Origin of the sequence: Pantoea sp. AS142, from assembly GCF_037152305.1 — a bacterium.
Classification (GTDB): Bacteria; Pseudomonadota; Gammaproteobacteria; order Enterobacterales; family Enterobacteriaceae; genus Pantoea.
This window is the reverse complement of sequence record NZ_JBBCMO010000001.1, coordinates 154987-170388: the sequence shown is the minus strand read 5'-3', so window position 1 is coordinate 170388 and position 15402 is coordinate 154987. Positions and strand designations below refer to the sequence as shown.

Below are 15402 nucleotides of genomic sequence, written 5' to 3'. Positions count from 1 at the left end.
GGGGAGATTTTCAAGCCGGCATCTGTCACAACACCGGCAAGTGATTAAAATTTAAACTTCTGGCGACCTGCCAGTGAATGGGAGAGCGTGGTGCCATCAACCATCTCCAGCTCACCACCCACCGGCACGCCATGAGCGATACGGCTGGCGTCCACGCCATACTGACCACAGAGTTGCGCAATGTAGTTTGCGGTCGCCTCGCCTTCCACCGTTGGGTTAGTGGCGAGGATCACTTCCTGTAGGGTTTCACTCTCCAGTCGCTGCTCCAGACGATTCAGACCGATATCAGTCGGGCCGATTCCGTCGAGCGGCGAGAGATGGCCCATTAGCACAAAGTAGCGACCGCCAAACTGGCCGGTTTGCTCAATGGCATGGATATCCGCCGGGCTTTCCACCACGCAGATTTGACCATTTTGCTGACGCCGTGGATTGGCGCAGATGGTGCAAATTTCCTGCTCGGTGAATGTCCGGCAATCGGCACAGTGACCAATCTCCGACATAGCCCGGGTTAGCGCCTGCGCCAGCCGCATGCCCCCGCTGCGATCGCGCTGCAGCAACTGAAACGCCATGCGCTGTGCCGACTTCGGCCCAACGCCGGGCAGACAGCGCAGCGACTCCATCAATGATTCAAGCAGTGGGCTGGTTTGCATCAGAACGGCATCTTAAAGCCTGGTGGCAACTGCATGCCTGAGGAAACGGAAGCCATCTTCTCTTTCTGGGTTTCATCAATGCGACGTGCAGCATCATTGAATGCTGCCGCAATCAGATCTTCCAGCATATCTTTATCATCTTCCAGCAGGCTGGGATCGACTTCCACGCGACGACAGTTGTGCGCGCCATTAATGGTAACTTTTACCAGGCCAGCACCCGATTCACCGGTCACTTCAATCGCGGCGATCTCTTCCTGAACCTTGGCCATTTTGTCCTGCATCTGCTGGGCCTGTTTCATCAGGTTGCCCAATCCGCCTTTACCACCAAACATAGTTTTCTCTCTCAGCTGAGGCTACAGCGCTATTGTTAAAATAGCAGTAGCGTGTTCAAACAGGTCGGATACTCTCCTCATCCAGATCGGCATCAAAAAATCGCTGTAGCGTCTGGATGTGGGTATCACAGGTGATCGACTGACGCGCCTGCGCCAGTTTCTCTTCGTAAATGGCCTGACGCCATTCTAATGGCGTCAACACCGATGAATTATCGTCTTCAACTACCGAGAGTTCAACTCTCTGCCCGGCACGCTGACTCAACGCATCGCTTAACACCTGCTGTGCCGATGGTGAATTAAGGTGACGCTGGCTACTACGCAAATGCAGGCAGACCCCGCTTTCGGTGGTCTCTTTCCAGGCATTTAACGCCAGCTGCTGCACCAGTTTCGGCAGCGGCAGGGTCGCAATCTCTGCAGCCCAGGAATCGCGCTGTTGCGCTTCTTCGGCCAGACGCGCCGCCAGCTCAGGGGTTTTCTCATGCTCCAGAGCAGAACGCAAGGCCTTTGGTGTCGCCACCGGCTCCGCCACTTCAACCGGCTGATTTACCGCTTTCCAGCGGTACGCTTCCTCTTTTACCGGAGCGGCAGGATCGCGATCGCGGATACGCTGCTGACTGCGCTCGGTGACTGAGGCCAGCCGCTCTAGCGCAGAGTTGGCCGGCCGCGCACCTGGCGCTGCCGGCTCACTCTTTTTTGGCTTGTTCGCTCCCTGACGCAACAACTGAGTGCGCGCCTGCAGGAGCTGACTGGTTGAACTGGAGAGTGCGGGGTCATCCGGCGGCGGTGAACTCTGCGGGGCAGGATCGGGCGCGGCCATCTGCGGCTGAGCGGCAACATTCTGCGGCCCAGACATCTGATGTTGAGTCCGCTGCGCTACAGGCAACTCTGTTTGCGGCATTTCGGCGGCAGGTGGCGGTGTGGCGGGCTGTGCTGCCGGCTGCCGTGCTACCGGTGAAGGTGGAGATGCTGCCGACGATGTCTGCGCAGGTACCACAGGTGCCATCTGCTGGGTTAACGCGGGACGTGCAATGGGTTCAGCCACCGCAGCTTTGGGATGAAACGCCAGTGCGCGCAGCAGCGCCATCTCCACCCCCATGCGACGATCGGGCGCAATCGGCAAATCCTTGCGACCCATCAACAGGGTCTGATAATAGAGTTGCAGATCGGCGGGGGGCACCACGCGTGCCAGTTCACGCAGCCTGAGGGCGTTGCTCTCATCGTCATCGTTGAGCGAGGTCGGCAGCAGTTGAACCATCGCAATCTGGTGCAGCAAGCGCAACATTTCTACCAGCAGCGCCTCCCATTCAACACCGCGTGACGCGGCCTGGCTCAGCAGGTTCATCACCTGCTGGCCGTCACCGTCAACCAACGCTTCCAGCAATCCGAGCGGCTGCTCATCATCCAGCGTGCCGAGCATGACGCTGACCGTGCTGCTGGTCACCGCGCCCTGCCCCATGGCAACCGCCTGATCGGTGAGACTCAGCGCATCGCGCATACTGCCATCGGCGGCACGCGCCAGCAGCTGCAGCGCCCGGGTTTCGCTTTCAATCTGTTCCTGCTTCAGCACATGCTCAAGCTGCTGACGGATTTGATCAACATCCAGCGCTTTGAGATGGAACTGCAGACAGCGCGAGAGAATGGTCACCGGCAGTTTCTGCGGATCGGTGGTCGCCAGCAGGAATTTAACGTGTGAAGGTGGCTCTTCGAGCGTCTTTAACAGCGCATTGAAGCTGTGACGCGACAGCATATGCACTTCATCGATCAGATAGACTTTGAAGCGGCCACGCGCCGGGGCGTACTGCACGTTGTCGAGCAGATCGCGGGTGTCTTCAACTTTTGTACGCGATGCGGCGTCAATCTCAATCAAATCGACAAAGCGGCCCTGCTCGATTTCACGGCAGTTATCACACTGACCACAGGGTGTGGCAGTGATACCGGTTTCGCAGTTAAGGCCTTTGGCCAGCAGACGCGCAATGGTGGTTTTCCCTACGCCGCGGGTGCCGGAAAAGAGATAAGCATGATGGATGCGTCCCAGAGATAATCCATTCGCCAGCGCCGTCAGAACATGTTCCTGACCGACAACATCAGCAAAAGCCTGGGGACGCCATTTTCGCGCAAGTACCTGATAGCTCATGTGGATTCGACGAAGTTGGATGGAAAGATGAGCGCAGACGCTCTGCAACCCCTTAAGATTGCAGTAGTCTACCAGCTACGCTTTAGGCTGGCACTCGTTATCTGACGCCAACGGCGTGACGGCCTCGCCGGATGACAAGGCCGAAAGTGTGGCCTTAGTGACCAGGGAATTTGACCAGGCTATAGCTCTCAACACCCAGGGCATTAAGACGGGTTTCGCCGGTGAGATCGAACAGATTAATAATGAAAGCTGCGTCTTTAACATCACCGCCTGCACGACGAATCAGTTTAACGGTCGCTTCAATTGTCCCGCCGGTTGCCAGCAGGTCGTCAACCACCAGCACCTGATCGCCTGGCTGGATAGCATCTTTGTGCAATTCCAGCTGATCGGTGCCGTATTCCAGCGCATAGGATTCGCTGTAAACCTCACGCGGCAGTTTGCCGGGCTTACGCACCGGTACAAAACCAACGCCGAGACCTAATGCCACCGGTGCGCCAAATAGAAAACCGCGCGCTTCTGTGCCCACCACTTTGGTGATGCCTTTATTACGGTAACGTTCAACCAGCAGCGCAATTGACGCGGCATAGGCTTTGGGATCTTCCAGCAGGCTGGTGACATCACGGAACAGGATGCCTGGCTTGGGGTAATCGGGGATACTTTTAATGCTGTTTTTAATGAATTCAAGCTGCTGCGCAGTGTCGGTCATAATGATACGCCTGGTAAAAAATTCTGTTTCGCGCAGCTTCAAAAGCGCTAATACCTGATAAAAGGCTCAGCGGAAGTCAATTCACAAAGGGAAGCCACGCACGAAGACGCCCAAATCTAAGCAAATGACCGGCTAAATGCAACTTTATCGCGGCGGCGGTGGTGCGTCTGCTGCATCTGCCACCACCGGAATACGCCACATAAACAGTAGCAACCCCGCCAGCATGATCAGCAGCATGATGCGTACCCAGAGCTGATGCACCAGGAAGAGTGAGAGACTAAAGGTCGCCACGATCAGGCAGATAGCGCGCGCTTTCGCACCCGGCGGCATCGCGCGATACTGTTGCCAGTGACGCAGATAACGACCAAAGGGCGATTTCCACAGCAGCCAATGGTGAAAACGCGGTGATGAACGGGCAAAACACCAGGCGGCCAGCAGCATGAATGGCGTGGTGGGTAATAAAGGTAATACAATGCCCAGCGTCCCCAGCACAATCGCCAGCCAGCCGAGGGTTAATAACAGAATGCGTTGCATGAATGCCGCCCAGCTCTTTCCTCATTTGCTTACGTTAGCACAATTGAGCGTCACGCGATGAGTGCGATCTCTACAGAACAACGCCTGCAACAGCTCCTTATCAGCCTGCGTCAGGAGATTGTCCGCCATCCCGATGGATATTGCCGTCTGCCTCGTTTTGACACTCAGCTGTTCCGCACCAAAGGCACACGGCTGGCTGATTACCTGCTGGAAGTGGAACAAAACTTTGCCCGGCTGTGCGACAACAGCCACGATCTGGCCCGCAGTGCCTGGCTGGCTGAACGCCTGGTCGATCAGATTGCCGCCCTGCAACGTGAGGCAGGTACCCAACAGCTGCGTACCCGACGCGAACAGCCGCTCGTTAATCCACGCGCCACAAAATATCAGGAGTACCGTGAATTTGAACGGCGTTTGCTGGCGATGATCGAGAATCGTGAGCAGCGACTGGCGCTGGCCGAAACGCTGGCGGTACAGCATCAGCTGAAACAGGATCTGGAAACGTTAGAGGGACGACTGGCACGCTGTCGGCAGGCCATTCGCTCGGTTGAATGGGCCTCTTCATTGCGCGATAGCGAGCACAGCGAATAAAGCGCAGCGTGACAAAAGCGCTTCTATACTGGGTGTGATTCTGCGCGGAGAAAAACCATGGGTTTACTAACCTGGCTGATATGCGGACTACTGCTGGGATTGCTGAAGCGTTTGCTGATGCCGGGACGACCCGGTGGCCTGATAGCGACCCTGACGCTGTCGATGATCGGCGCTCTGATTGGCGGCTATGTCGCCACTTACTTTGAACTGGGCACGCTGGCAACGCTGCATGTCGGCGCGCTGGGCATGGCGATTATTGGCGCATTGCTGATGCTACTGGTCGCGGCCCGATTACGTATTTAGGAGAAAAAATGCCTCTGGAAAACGCCCCTGACGACATCAAACTGGCCGTTGATCTGATTCAGCTACTGGAAGAGCATCAGTTGCCGGTGGAAACCGTGCTCTCAGCGCTGGTCATCGTGCAGCGCGATTTCGAGAACAAGCGTGACCGACAGCCTGCTTAGCGCCGGGCTGTCAGCGTAGGGCTGAGACGCAGCATGTCGATAAAGGCATTGCTCAGAACAGGTGCGTCACCGGCTAAATCAAAACTATCCGGTGCAAACAGCCAGCTTTCTATCATGCCGTTGACGTAACCGCGCAGGATAAAGGCTGCCTGACGCGTGCTCAGAGTGTCCGGAAGTTGTCCGGCTTCAATACACTGGCGCAGGACATCTTCGATTTTATCGTAGGATTCCAGCAGTAAGCTCTGCTGCATATTTTTTAGTGCTGACATTTCGCCCACAAATTCGCATTTGTGGAAAATGATTTCCATCAAAGCGCGGCGCTGCGGATCCTTTGCTGTGGCTTCAAAGATATAGACCAGCATTGCACGCAACACAGAGAGTGGATCACCAGGGTAATTTGTCTGATACTCAAGTTCCACATCATCCAGACCGGCATCACAACGAAGCCATATTTCATGTAACACATCGACTTTATTTTTGAAGTGCCAGTAAATAGCCCCTCGCGTGACGCTGGCAGCCGTTGCAATATCCGCCAGAGAAGTGGCAGAAACGCCCTGTTCTGAAAAAAGAACAATGGCGGCATCCAGAATTTGATGTCGCGTTTCAAGTGCTTGCGCTTTGGTTTTTCGTGCCATAAGGGGCTTTTTTTACAAACAGGTAAGTTTACATACATTTGTGAATGTATGTACCATAGCATGACCTGCGACTTGACACAGCAATGGGTTTTTCAGTTTGTGATCCATTAACCAATTGATATCGGACACTAGAGGTTTATTTATGAATAAAATCAGAGGATTATCGCCTCTGGCGGCCGTCCTGATGCTATCAGGCAGCTTTTTATTAACAGGATGTGACAACAATAAATCCGAACAAGCCGCCCAGCAACCGCCAGCAGTGGGTGTTGTAACACTGAAAACTGAACCCCTGAAAATCTCGACTGAATTACCTGGCCGCACCTCGGCATATCGTGTGGCCGAAGTCCGTCCGCAGGTTTCCGGTATCATTCTGAGGCGTAACTTTGTTGAGGGCAGCGATGTCAAAGCAGGTCAGTCTCTTTATCAGATCGATCCTGCTACCTACCAGGCAGCCTACGACAGCGCCAAAGGGGATTTAACGCAGGCGCAGGCCAATGCACAAATCGCTCAGCTGACCGTCAAGCGCTATAAGCCGCTGCTCGGCACCAAATATATCAGTCAGCAGGATTACGACACCGCCGTTGCCACGGCCGCGCAAAATGATGCTGCGGTTCAGGTGGCAAAAGCCAACGTAGAAACGGCCCGCATTAACCTGGCTTATACCAAAGTCACCTCGCCTATCAGTGGCCGTATTGGCAAATCGTCGGTAACTGAAGGTGCGCTGGTACAAAGCGCACAAACGACTGCGCTGGCTACCGTGCAGCAACTTGATCCGATGTATGTCGACGTCACCCAGTCGAGCGAAGATTTTATGCGCTTACGTTCAGAGCTGGAGTCGGGTCAGCTGAAGCAGAACGATGGCAAAGCCAACGTGACACTACTGATGCAGAACGGCAGCAGCTATGCACAAACAGGTACGCTGGAGTTCTCTGACGTCACCGTTGATGAAACCACAGGTTCTATCACCCTGCGCGCCATTGTCCCGAACCCGAACCATGTCCTGTTACCGGGCATGTTTGTTCGTGCGCGTCTGGATGAAGGCACTAATCCAAATGCGTTGTTGATTCCACAACAGGCGGTAACCCGTACCCCTACGGGTCAGGCAACGGTTATGGTGGTCGGTGCAGATAACAAAGTGGAGGCACGTCAGGTCACTACCTCTCAGGCGATTGGCGACAAATGGTTAGTCACCGACGGTGTTAAAGCGGGTGAACGTGTGATCAGCACGGGTCTGCAGCGCGCCAAGCAAGGCGCACAGGTTACCCCACAAGAAGTCTCAGACGATGCGAAAGCGGCACCCGATTCAAAACCGCAGTCTGACAAGTCATCGTCATAACAGGAGCCGTTGATTCATGGCTAAGTTCTTTATCGATCGCCCCATCTTTGCGTGGGTCCTTGCCATCATCATCATGCTGGCCGGTGCGCTGTCGATTCTCAAACTTCCGATCGAGCAATATCCTAATGTTGCGCCGCCGGCAATTGAGATTCAGGCTTCCTACCCTGGTGCGGATGCTAAAACCCTGCAGGACTCGGTGACCCAGGTCATTGAACAGAATATGAACGGTATCGATGGACTGATGTATATGTCCTCGAGCAGCGATTCATCCGGTACGCTGACCCTGACGATCTCCTTTGAGTCAGGCACAGATGCAGATATCGCGCAGGTCCAGGTGCAGAATAAACTGCAGTTGGCGACGCCGCTGTTACCGCAGGAAGTCCAGCAACAGGGGATTCAGGTTAAAAAATCGTCCAATAGCTTTCTGATGGTGGCGGGGTTCATCAGCGACGATGACAATATGACCCAGAATGATATTTCTGATTATATTTCCTCTAATATCAAAGATCCGCTGAGCCGAACTACAGGTGTTGGTGATACCCAGGTGTTTGGTGCGCAGTATGCAATGCGCATCTGGATGGATCCGCACAAACTCAACAATTACAACCTGACGCCGGTTGATGTTATCAGTGCGCTGAACACCCAGAACACCCAGGTCGCTGCCGGTCAGTTAGGTGGCACACCGCCGGTGCCGGGCCAGCAGCTTAACGCCTCAATTATTGCGCAAACCCGTCTCACCTCGACTGAGGAATTCGGCAAAATTTTGCTGAAAGTGAATGAAGATGGCTCGCAGGTACGTCTGCGTGATGTGGCAAAAATTGAACTCGGGGCTGAAAACTACGAGATCGTTGCCCGTTATAATGGCAAGCCTGCTTCCGGTATCGGTATCAAGCTGGCAACCGGTGCGAATGCCCTGGATACCGCGAATGCGGTGAAAGCTGAACTGGCCAGAATGCAGTCGACTTTCCCTGCTGGCATGAAAGTGGTTTATCCGTACGACACTACGCCGTTCGTTAAGATCTCCATTTTCGAAGTGGTGAAAACGCTGATCGAAGCCATAGTGCTGGTCTTCCTGGTGATGTATCTGTTCCTGCAGAACTTCCGTGCAACACTGATCCCAACGATCGCCGTACCGGTGGTGTTATTAGGAACCTTCGCGGTAATCAGCATCTTTGGCTATTCGATAAACACCCTGACGATGTTCGGAATGGTTCTGGCCATCGGCTTGCTGGTGGATGATGCCATCGTGGTGGTTGAGAACGTTGAGCGCGTTATGGCGGAAGAAGGCTTGCCGCCAAAAGAGGCGACCAAGCGTTCCATGGAACAAATTCAGGGCGCGCTGGTGGGTATTGCCCTGGTGCTGGCTGCGGTATTTATCCCGATGGCGTTCTTTGGTGGATCGACCGGTGTTATCTACCGTCAGTTCTCCATCACTATCGTTTCGGCCATGGCGTTGTCGGTACTGGTTGCATTGATTCTGACACCGGCGCTCTGCGCCACTATGCTGAAGCCGGTTAAAAAAGGCGACCACGGCAAAACCACCGGTTTCTTCGGCTGGTTTAACCGTATGTTCGATAAAAGCACCAACCACTATGTCGATAGCGTAGGCCACATCATTCGCAGTACTGGCCGCTATATGGTGATCTACCTGGTGATCGTAGTCGGCATGGCGTTTCTGTTTATGCGCCTGCCCTCTTCGTTCTTACCGGAAGAGGACCAGGGCTTGCTGCTGGCTCAGGCGCAGTTGCCTGCTGGCGCAACGCAGGAACGTACACAGAAAGTGCTGGATCAGGTGACTGATTACTTCCTGACGCAGGAGAAAGACACGGTTAAATCGGTGTTCACCGTTAACGGCTTTGGTTTTGCCGGTCGCGGACAGAACACCGGTATCGCTTTCGTCAGTCTGAAGCCATGGGATGAACGTACCAGCAGCGATATGAAAGTACCGGCGATTGCTGGCCGCGCCATGCAGGCGCTGGGTGCCATCAAAGATGCAATGGTGATCCCATTCAACCTGCCCGCCATTATCGAACTGGGTAATGCCACCGGATTCGATTTTGAACTCATCGATCAGGGCAACCTTGGCCATGAGAAGCTGACTGAAGCGCGTAATCAACTGTTCGGCATGATTGCCCAGCATCCTGATACGCTGGTTGGGGTGCGCCCTAACGGTATGGAAGATACCCCGCAGTACAAGCTGATCATCGATCAGGAGAAAGCACAGGCGCTGGGCGTAGCGTTAAGCGATATCAATACCACACTGGCCGCCTCCTGGGGTGGTTCCTACGTCAATGACTTCATCGACCGTGGTCGTGTGAAGAAAGTTTACGTCATGGGTAAAGCGGATTCCCGCATGCTGCCAGACGACATTGGTAAATGGTACGTGCGCAACAGCAGCGGAACTATGGTGCCCTTCTCCGCCTTCTCTTCGGCGAAATGGCAATATGGTTCACCGCGCCTTGAGCGTTACAACGGTCTGCCTGCGATGGAAATCCTGGGACAGGCTGCACCTGGCAAAAGCTCCGGTGCGGCAATGGACCTGATGGAAGAGCTGGCGTCGAAATTGCCTGCCGGTATCGGCTATGACTGGACGGGGATGTCCTATCAGGAACGTCTGTCAGGTAATCAGGCCCCCGCGCTCTACGCTATCTCGCTGATTGTGGTTTTCCTCTGCCTCGCGGCCCTGTATGAGAGCTGGTCAATTCCGTTCGCGGTCATGTTGGTTGTTCCGCTGGGGGTTGTGGGTGCACTGATCTTCACGACCCTGCGTGGCCTGAGTAATGACGTCTACTTCGTGGTGGGGTTACTGACAACCATTGGCCTCTCGGCGAAGAATGCCATCCTTATCGTCGAATTTGCTAAAGATTTGATGGATAAAGAGGGTAAAGGCCTGGTTGAGTCGTCGCTGGAAGCCTGTCGTATGCGTCTGCGCCCGATCCTGATGACCTCACTGGCGTTTATCCTTGGGGTACTGCCGCTGGCGATCAGTACCGGTGCCGGTTCTGGTTCGCAGAACGCCGTGGGTACCGGTGTTATCGGCGGTATGGTGACCGCAACTGCACTGGCTATCTTCTTCGTTCCGGTCTTCTTCGTAGTGGTTCGCCGCCGCTTCAGTAAGAACAAAGAGGAACCGGGGAACAGTCATCCGGTTGAGCATAACCAGACTCACTAAACTGTCATTCCTCTAAGGCCGCGCAAGCGGCCTTTTTTATGCCTGCGATTCTGCCCTTCTCCTTTCCTGATTCTTCACTTTTGCTGACGCTCTGGTAGTTGCAATCCAGACCGGTGCAGCGCATAATATTGTTATATTATAACATTACATAGACAGGTATTATGAAAGCGAATATTCATCCTCACTATCGTCAGGTGGTCTTCCATGACACATCGGCAGATGTCTGGTTCAAAATCGGATCGACCATCAAAACTGATCGCACCGTAGAGTTTGAAGGCGAGACGTTGCCCTACGTCACCCTGGATGTGTCGTCGGCCTCGCATGTTTTCTACACCGGCAAACAAAAAGATTTTGCTAAAGAAGGCAGCACCGCGCGCTTCAACCAGCGTTTCGGGCGCTTTCTTGGCCGTAAATAAGGGAGAGTCTCATGCAGGTATTAAGCTCGCTGCGTTCAGCAAAAAATCGTCATCGCGATTGTAAGGTCGTCCGCCGTAAGGGACGGATTTACGTGATCTGTAAAACGAACCCACGCTTTAAAGCCGTACAGGGAAGAAAGAAAAGACGCTAGTTTGTGTCGTGATAACTGGCCGGCTTGCCCGGCCTTTTTTATGCTTAGCGCATGCTCTTCAGCATCGCATTCACGTTATGTTTAAAGGCCGCCTGATAAGTGGCCGCCGGGCCAGAGCCCGTGGATAACGCTTCCGGATAAAGCTCCCCCCCCGGCTCGGCTCCGGTGGCGCTGGCTATCTGTTTTACCAGGCGCGGGTCGGTCTGGTTCTCAATGAAATAGCGGTTGATGTGCTGCTGCTTCAGTTGAGTGATTAAGTTACCCACGTTGCTGGCACTCGCTTCAGCTTCAGTAGAGAACCCCACGGGTGCCAGGAAAGTCACGCCATATCGCTGTCCAAAGTAACCAAACGCATCGTGACTGGTCAGCACGTTACGCTTGTCGGCTGGCACGCCGTCAAAGGCTGTTTTTGCCCAGCGATCCAGGGATTGCAGCTGCTGTATGTAATTCTGGCCACGCTGACGAATTGCCGGAGCATCTTCGGGATCGGCTTTGACCAGCGCGTTCATCACGTTGGTCGCGTAGATAACGCCGTTCTGCATGCTGTTCCAGGCATGAGGATCGGTAACGGTTTTGCCCTCCTCCTGCATGCTGCGGGTGGTGACACCCTTTGAGGCCACAACGGGCTGGCCGCGATACCCCGAGGCGCTAACCAGCCGATCCATCCACCCTTCCAGTCCCAATCCGCTGACAAACACCAGATCGGCCTTCGCCAGAGCCTGGCTGTCCTGTGGCGTCGGTTCAAACGAATGGGGATCGCCATTCGGCCCCACCAGGCTTTTTACTTCGACATGATCGCCGCCAACCTGCTTAACGATGTCTGCCAGCACGGTAAAGCTGGCTACCACATCCACTGTTTTTGCCATCGTTAGTGGTGTGGCAAACAGCGCAGCGAGCGCCAGGCTAACCGGTAATTTTTTCATAGATACCCCTTTAAATTAATGGCGGCGCAAAATTCCGCCGCATGGCCCTGCAAGAATGGAGAAAAAAAACAGCATGGCAGCGCTCAGCACCACAGCGGGACCGGCCGGCAATGAAAAATGCCAGGAGAGCATCAGGCCAGCCAGCGCTGAAATCATTGCCATGAAAATGGCGATAACCAGCATCGCGTCAAGATGGCGACTCCAGAAACGGGCGCTGGCAGCGGGCAACATCATTAAACCCACCGACATCAGGGTGCCCAGTACCTGAAAGCCCGCCACCAGATTCAGCACTACCAGCATTAAAAACAGCCCATGCACCAGCGGTGCGCTCCATCTTCCCTGCGCTCGCAGGAAGTCACTGTCAAACGCGTCTATGACTAGCGGACGATAGATAAGCGCCAACAGAATCAGCGTAAAGGCAGCGATGCCGCCCACCAGCAACAGCGCAGTGTTATCTACCGCCAGCAGCGAGCCAAACAGCACGTGAAGCAGATCCACACTTGAGCCGCGTAATGAAACCAGCGTGACGCCTAGCGCCAGTGAGCCGAGATAAAACCCGGCAAAACTGGCATCCTCTTTCAGGGGCGTGTAGCGGCTGACCGCACCAGAGAGCAGCGCCACAGCTAAACCGGCGATCAGGCCGCCGATACCCATCGCAACCAGTGACAGTCCAGAGATCAGATAGCCAATGGCAGCTCCGGGCAGCACTGCGTGTGATAAGGCATCACCGATCAGACTCATACGACGCAGCGAGAGAAATACGCCGAGCGGCGTAGCGCTGACAGCCAGCGCCAGACAGGCGACCAACGCGCGCCGCATAAAACCAAACTCAATAAAAGGCTGCATCAGGGTCACGGCACAACGCTCCGTAGAGGGGAAACAGGCATACCGGTGCAGCTGACATTACTCTCATCCATCGACATGATGTTATTGAAGTAACGTGCCACCAGCGGACGATCGTGCAGCACCACCAGCAGGGTTGTACCGGACTGTTGCTGCTGCTCAAGGATCGACATCAGCAATGTGACCGTCTGGCTGTCAATGCCGTTAAAAGGCTCATCGAGCAGCCAGAGCTGACTGCGCTGCAACATGAGCCGCGCAAACAATACCCGCTGAAGTTGTCCTCCTGATAACGTCGCTGGCTGCGCATCCGCATAATCACTCATCTTAACCGCGTCCAGTACCTGCCAGATTTCGCGGCGCAGTATCCGGTTAATGCCACCGAACCAGCCGCAGCGTGGCCAGCAGCCAATTGAGACCAGTTCAAATACCGTCAGAGGTAAACGCGTCTCCAGTTCGGTGCGCTGCGGCAACCAGCCTATATCCCGGCGCGCAACCTGCAGCTCACAGCGCCCGGCTATGGGTGGCAGTAAGCCAGCAATGGTTTTTAGCAGGGTTGATTTGCCGCTGCCGTTAGCCCCGACCAGAGCGGTCATTGATCCTGCGGCGAGTTGGCCAGTGATGGCCGGAGTCACAACCTGTCCCCGATAACCAGCACGAAGCGCGTTAAACAGGATCATGCACTCATCCCCCATTTTATCGCCACGGCAATCAGCGCAATGAATAGCAGTGCGACTCCCAGCCGCTCAACCCATGACATAAGTAATCCACTCCGACGCATCATTCCAACAATATGTTATAACATAACAACAAGCATACCCGATGTTGCCATCAGTTGAATGGGTGATTGTGTATCAAAAGATAAATACCGCCTGCACTCACAGGTAGACGTATACAGGCAGAACGGCCCGCGGCTGCGTCTGGCAGATCGCAGAAATGAAGAGTTTGGTGCTCAATTGACTTGCAAACCGGTTGCAGAAAACCAATGATAGGTTTATTAGCGGTTATTAGCGGGTCGGATATGCTGTCACGAATTGAATGTGATATTGCTGCGGGTGAATCAGACTGTACAAAAATAGCAGAGATTATTCAGCGGAATATTCTCAAAATAACTGATTTGCTGGTGGGGGATTTACGCTGGTACTCACAAAATGCCCGGTTAGTTCCAGGCAGTTTGAAAATTGTCTCGGTTGAATACCTGGATCTGAATAGTTTTAAATTACTTTACGATTTTGACTGGAATTTATTTAGTCCTTGTCAGGATCTAAATGAAACCGTTACTCAGTCAGAGCGGGTAAATTTTCACATTAAGCCCGGTGCACTTGAGTTTGATGTGGTTGACAATCAGCAACCCTCCCCTGGTGATGAATTGTAATATTTAGTAATGGAGGTGAGCAGAACTAATGGTTTTACACTATCTTTAAAGCATCCCATTTAATAACTGCCCGAATAATCGCTTCCTGGCCGCGTTCTCCTATATCGCCGCCCTGCGGCAACTGTGCTAGCTATGGAGGGGAAAAAGATGGACGAATACTCACCGAAACGGCATGATATTGCCCAGCTTAAATTCTTGTGTGAAAGTCTGTTTGACGACAGCATGGCAACGTTGACCGACAGCCATCATGGCTGGGTAAATGATCCCACTTCTGAAAGCAATTTGCAGCTTAACGATTTGATTGAACATATCGCCTCTTACACCATGAATTACAAAATTAAGCACGTTGAAGATGAAGCGCTGATTTCGCAAATCGATGAATATCTTGATGATACTTTTATGCTATTCAGCAACTATGGTGTCAATAGTCCGGATCTTCAACGGTGGCAACGTTCAGCGAAACGCTTATTTAATCTGTTCACTGAAGAGTGCGCTTTTCTCCAGCAACCGAGCCATTCATTATAGTACAGACATGAGAACGGTTTATTTATGAACAAAACCCTGACTAAAACCGATTATTTGATGAGACTACGGCGTTGCCGTTCACTTGATACCCTGGAAAGGGTAATTGAAAAAAATAAGTATGAATTACCGGAAGACGAGTTAGCGGTATTTTATTCGGCAGCGGACCATCGTTTAGCAGAATTGACGATGAACAAGCTCTACGATAAAGTCCCGGGTTCAGTATGGAAATTTGTCCGTTAATCCGATCGTTTACTGTTTAGCTTGACCCCAGGTTAGTACCGGATATTCCTGCCTGCCAGCAAAGGATCGGCTCAGGCGGGTTTTGCCTGTCTGCAGTTTCTGGGAAAGGGGTTATCGAAGGGATAAAGTGGTGGGGGCCCTGCCAGCTACATCCCGGCACACGCATCACCTGCTACGGCTGCTTCCTTCCGGATCTGACCGAGTTCACAAGCTAGCATTGCGGGAGAACCAACAGGGCCCCCATTGACAAGCCCTCTTTACGAGAGCGGGGGCATTATCGGGGAAGGGGGTGGCAATTGCAAGCGTAGTCGGGACAACCGTTGTTTTCTTGAACAACCGCCGTTTTGACGCTTTCATCGTCCTCTCTCCATGCTAGAGTT

General features: G+C 53.6%; 19 protein-coding genes, 1 other RNA gene and 1 other annotated feature. Of the genes, 10 read left to right on the top strand and 10 right to left on the bottom strand.

Annotated features, from left to right (window positions below; all coding sequences use genetic code 11):
• Positions 1–44 precede the first annotated feature (44 nt).
• The 5 genes from recR to WFO64_RS00865 all read right to left on the bottom strand — a co-directional run bounded on the left by recR (position 45) and on the right by WFO64_RS00865 (position 4356).
• Positions 45–650, bottom strand: a complete 606-nt coding sequence (gene recR / locus WFO64_RS00885) for a recombination mediator RecR (protein ID WP_337008142.1) — start codon at positions 648–650, stop codon at positions 45–47.
• Positions 650–982: a YbaB/EbfC family nucleoid-associated protein gene (locus WFO64_RS00880; RefSeq protein WP_003850423.1), complete on the bottom strand. Its 333-nt coding sequence runs from the start codon at positions 980–982 to the stop codon at positions 650–652. The genes recR and WFO64_RS00880 overlap by 1 nt, the downstream gene beginning before the upstream one ends.
• A gap of 55 nt (positions 983–1037) precedes the next feature.
• Positions 1038–3116, bottom strand: coding sequence for a DNA polymerase III subunit gamma/tau (gene dnaX, locus WFO64_RS00875; protein WP_337008140.1), 2079 nt, complete (start codon positions 3114–3116; stop codon positions 1038–1040).
• Positions 1635–1696: a sequence feature (DnaX frameshifting element), on the bottom strand. Its footprint overlaps the gene before it by 62 nt.
• Positions 3117–3270: 154 nt before the next feature.
• Positions 3271–3822: an adenine phosphoribosyltransferase gene (gene apt / locus WFO64_RS00870; RefSeq protein ID WP_337008138.1), complete on the bottom strand. Its 552-nt coding sequence runs from the start codon at positions 3820–3822 to the stop codon at positions 3271–3273.
• A 144-nt stretch (positions 3823–3966) separates the two neighbouring features.
• On the bottom strand, positions 3967–4356 hold the full coding sequence (locus WFO64_RS00865; RefSeq protein ID WP_337008136.1) for a DUF454 family protein: 390 nt from the start codon (positions 4354–4356) through the stop codon (positions 3967–3969).
• Positions 4357–4413: 57 nt separating this feature from the next.
• Here WFO64_RS00865 and priC point away from each other — a divergent pair, with 57 nt between their 5' ends.
• Genes priC through rsmS form a run of 3 tightly spaced genes read left to right on the top strand, consistent with a single transcriptional unit; the run spans position 4414 to position 5408 of the window.
• Positions 4414–4944, top strand: coding sequence for a primosomal replication protein (gene priC / locus WFO64_RS00860; RefSeq protein WP_337008134.1), 531 nt, complete (start codon positions 4414–4416; stop codon positions 4942–4944).
• Positions 4945–5001: 57 nt separating this feature from the next.
• Complete coding sequence (locus tag WFO64_RS00855) at positions 5002–5247, top strand: hypothetical protein (protein WP_337008132.1); 246 nt, start codon at positions 5002–5004, stop codon at positions 5245–5247.
• A gap of 8 nt (positions 5248–5255) precedes the next feature.
• A complete protein-coding gene (gene rsmS / locus WFO64_RS00850; protein ID WP_337008130.1) occupies positions 5256–5408 on the top strand; it encodes a pleiotropic regulatory protein RsmS in 153 nt (50 codons plus the stop codon).
• On the opposite strand, the gene acrR is transcribed toward rsmS, so the two are convergent.
• Positions 5405–6043 carry a multidrug efflux transporter transcriptional repressor AcrR gene (acrR, locus tag WFO64_RS00845; RefSeq protein ID WP_337008128.1) on the bottom strand — a complete coding sequence of 213 codons (639 nt, stop codon included), beginning with the start codon at positions 6041–6043 and terminating at the stop codon, positions 5405–5407. The two genes, rsmS and acrR, sit on opposite strands and share 4 nt — an antisense overlap.
• 142 nt (positions 6044–6185) lie before the next feature.
• On the opposite strand from acrR, the gene WFO64_RS00840 reads away from it, so the two are divergent.
• From WFO64_RS00840 to ykgO, 4 genes are all read left to right on the top strand, one after another.
• Positions 6186–7379, top strand: coding sequence for an efflux RND transporter periplasmic adaptor subunit (locus tag WFO64_RS00840; RefSeq protein WP_337008126.1), 1194 nt, complete (start codon positions 6186–6188; stop codon positions 7377–7379).
• Between the two features lie 16 nt (positions 7380–7395).
• Positions 7396–10551 (top strand): efflux RND transporter permease subunit, encoded by a 3156-nt coding sequence (locus WFO64_RS00835; RefSeq protein ID WP_337008124.1) that lies wholly within the window; start codon positions 7396–7398, stop codon positions 10549–10551.
• Between the two features lie 161 nt (positions 10552–10712).
• Complete coding sequence (locus WFO64_RS00830; protein ID WP_337008122.1) at positions 10713–10967, top strand: type B 50S ribosomal protein L31; 255 nt, start codon at positions 10713–10715, stop codon at positions 10965–10967.
• 11 nt (positions 10968–10978) lie between these two features.
• Positions 10979–11119, top strand: coding sequence for a type B 50S ribosomal protein L36 (gene ykgO, locus WFO64_RS00825; protein WP_337008120.1), 141 nt, complete (start codon positions 10979–10981; stop codon positions 11117–11119).
• Positions 11120–11163: 44 nt separating this feature from the next.
• On the opposite strand, the gene WFO64_RS00820 is transcribed toward ykgO, so the two are convergent.
• From WFO64_RS00820 to WFO64_RS00810, 3 genes are read right to left on the bottom strand one after another with little or no spacing between them, the layout of a single operon-like run.
• Positions 11164–12042, bottom strand: coding sequence for a metal ABC transporter substrate-binding protein (locus WFO64_RS00820; protein ID WP_337008118.1), 879 nt, complete (start codon positions 12040–12042; stop codon positions 11164–11166).
• Positions 12043–12057: 15 nt separating this feature from the next.
• Positions 12058–12897, bottom strand: a complete 840-nt coding sequence (locus WFO64_RS00815) for a metal ABC transporter permease (protein ID WP_337008116.1) — start codon at positions 12895–12897, stop codon at positions 12058–12060.
• Entirely contained in the window at positions 12894–13562 is a 669-nt protein-coding gene (locus WFO64_RS00810; RefSeq protein ID WP_337008114.1) for a metal ABC transporter ATP-binding protein, read from the bottom strand. Before WFO64_RS00810 ends, WFO64_RS00815 begins: the two co-directional genes overlap by 4 nt.
• A gap of 341 nt (positions 13563–13903) precedes the next feature.
• On the opposite strand from WFO64_RS00810, the gene WFO64_RS00805 reads away from it, so the two are divergent.
• The 3 genes from WFO64_RS00805 to WFO64_RS00795 all read left to right on the top strand — a co-directional run bounded on the left by WFO64_RS00805 (position 13904) and on the right by WFO64_RS00795 (position 15022).
• Positions 13904–14257, top strand: coding sequence for a hypothetical protein (locus WFO64_RS00805; protein WP_337009456.1), 354 nt, complete (start codon positions 13904–13906; stop codon positions 14255–14257).
• Positions 14258–14404: 147 nt separating this feature from the next.
• On the top strand, positions 14405–14782 hold the full coding sequence (tomB, locus tag WFO64_RS00800; RefSeq protein WP_337008112.1) for an Hha toxicity modulator TomB: 378 nt from the start codon (positions 14405–14407) through the stop codon (positions 14780–14782).
• 24 nt (positions 14783–14806) lie between these two features.
• On the top strand, positions 14807–15022 hold the full coding sequence (locus tag WFO64_RS00795) for an HHA domain-containing protein (RefSeq protein WP_003850458.1): 216 nt from the start codon (positions 14807–14809) through the stop codon (positions 15020–15022).
• Positions 15023–15159: 137 nt separating this feature from the next.
• Here WFO64_RS00795 and ffs read toward each other — a convergent pair.
• An RNA gene (ffs, locus tag WFO64_RS00790) (signal recognition particle sRNA small type) lies at positions 15160–15256 on the bottom strand.
• Positions 15257–15402 lie beyond the last annotated feature (146 nt).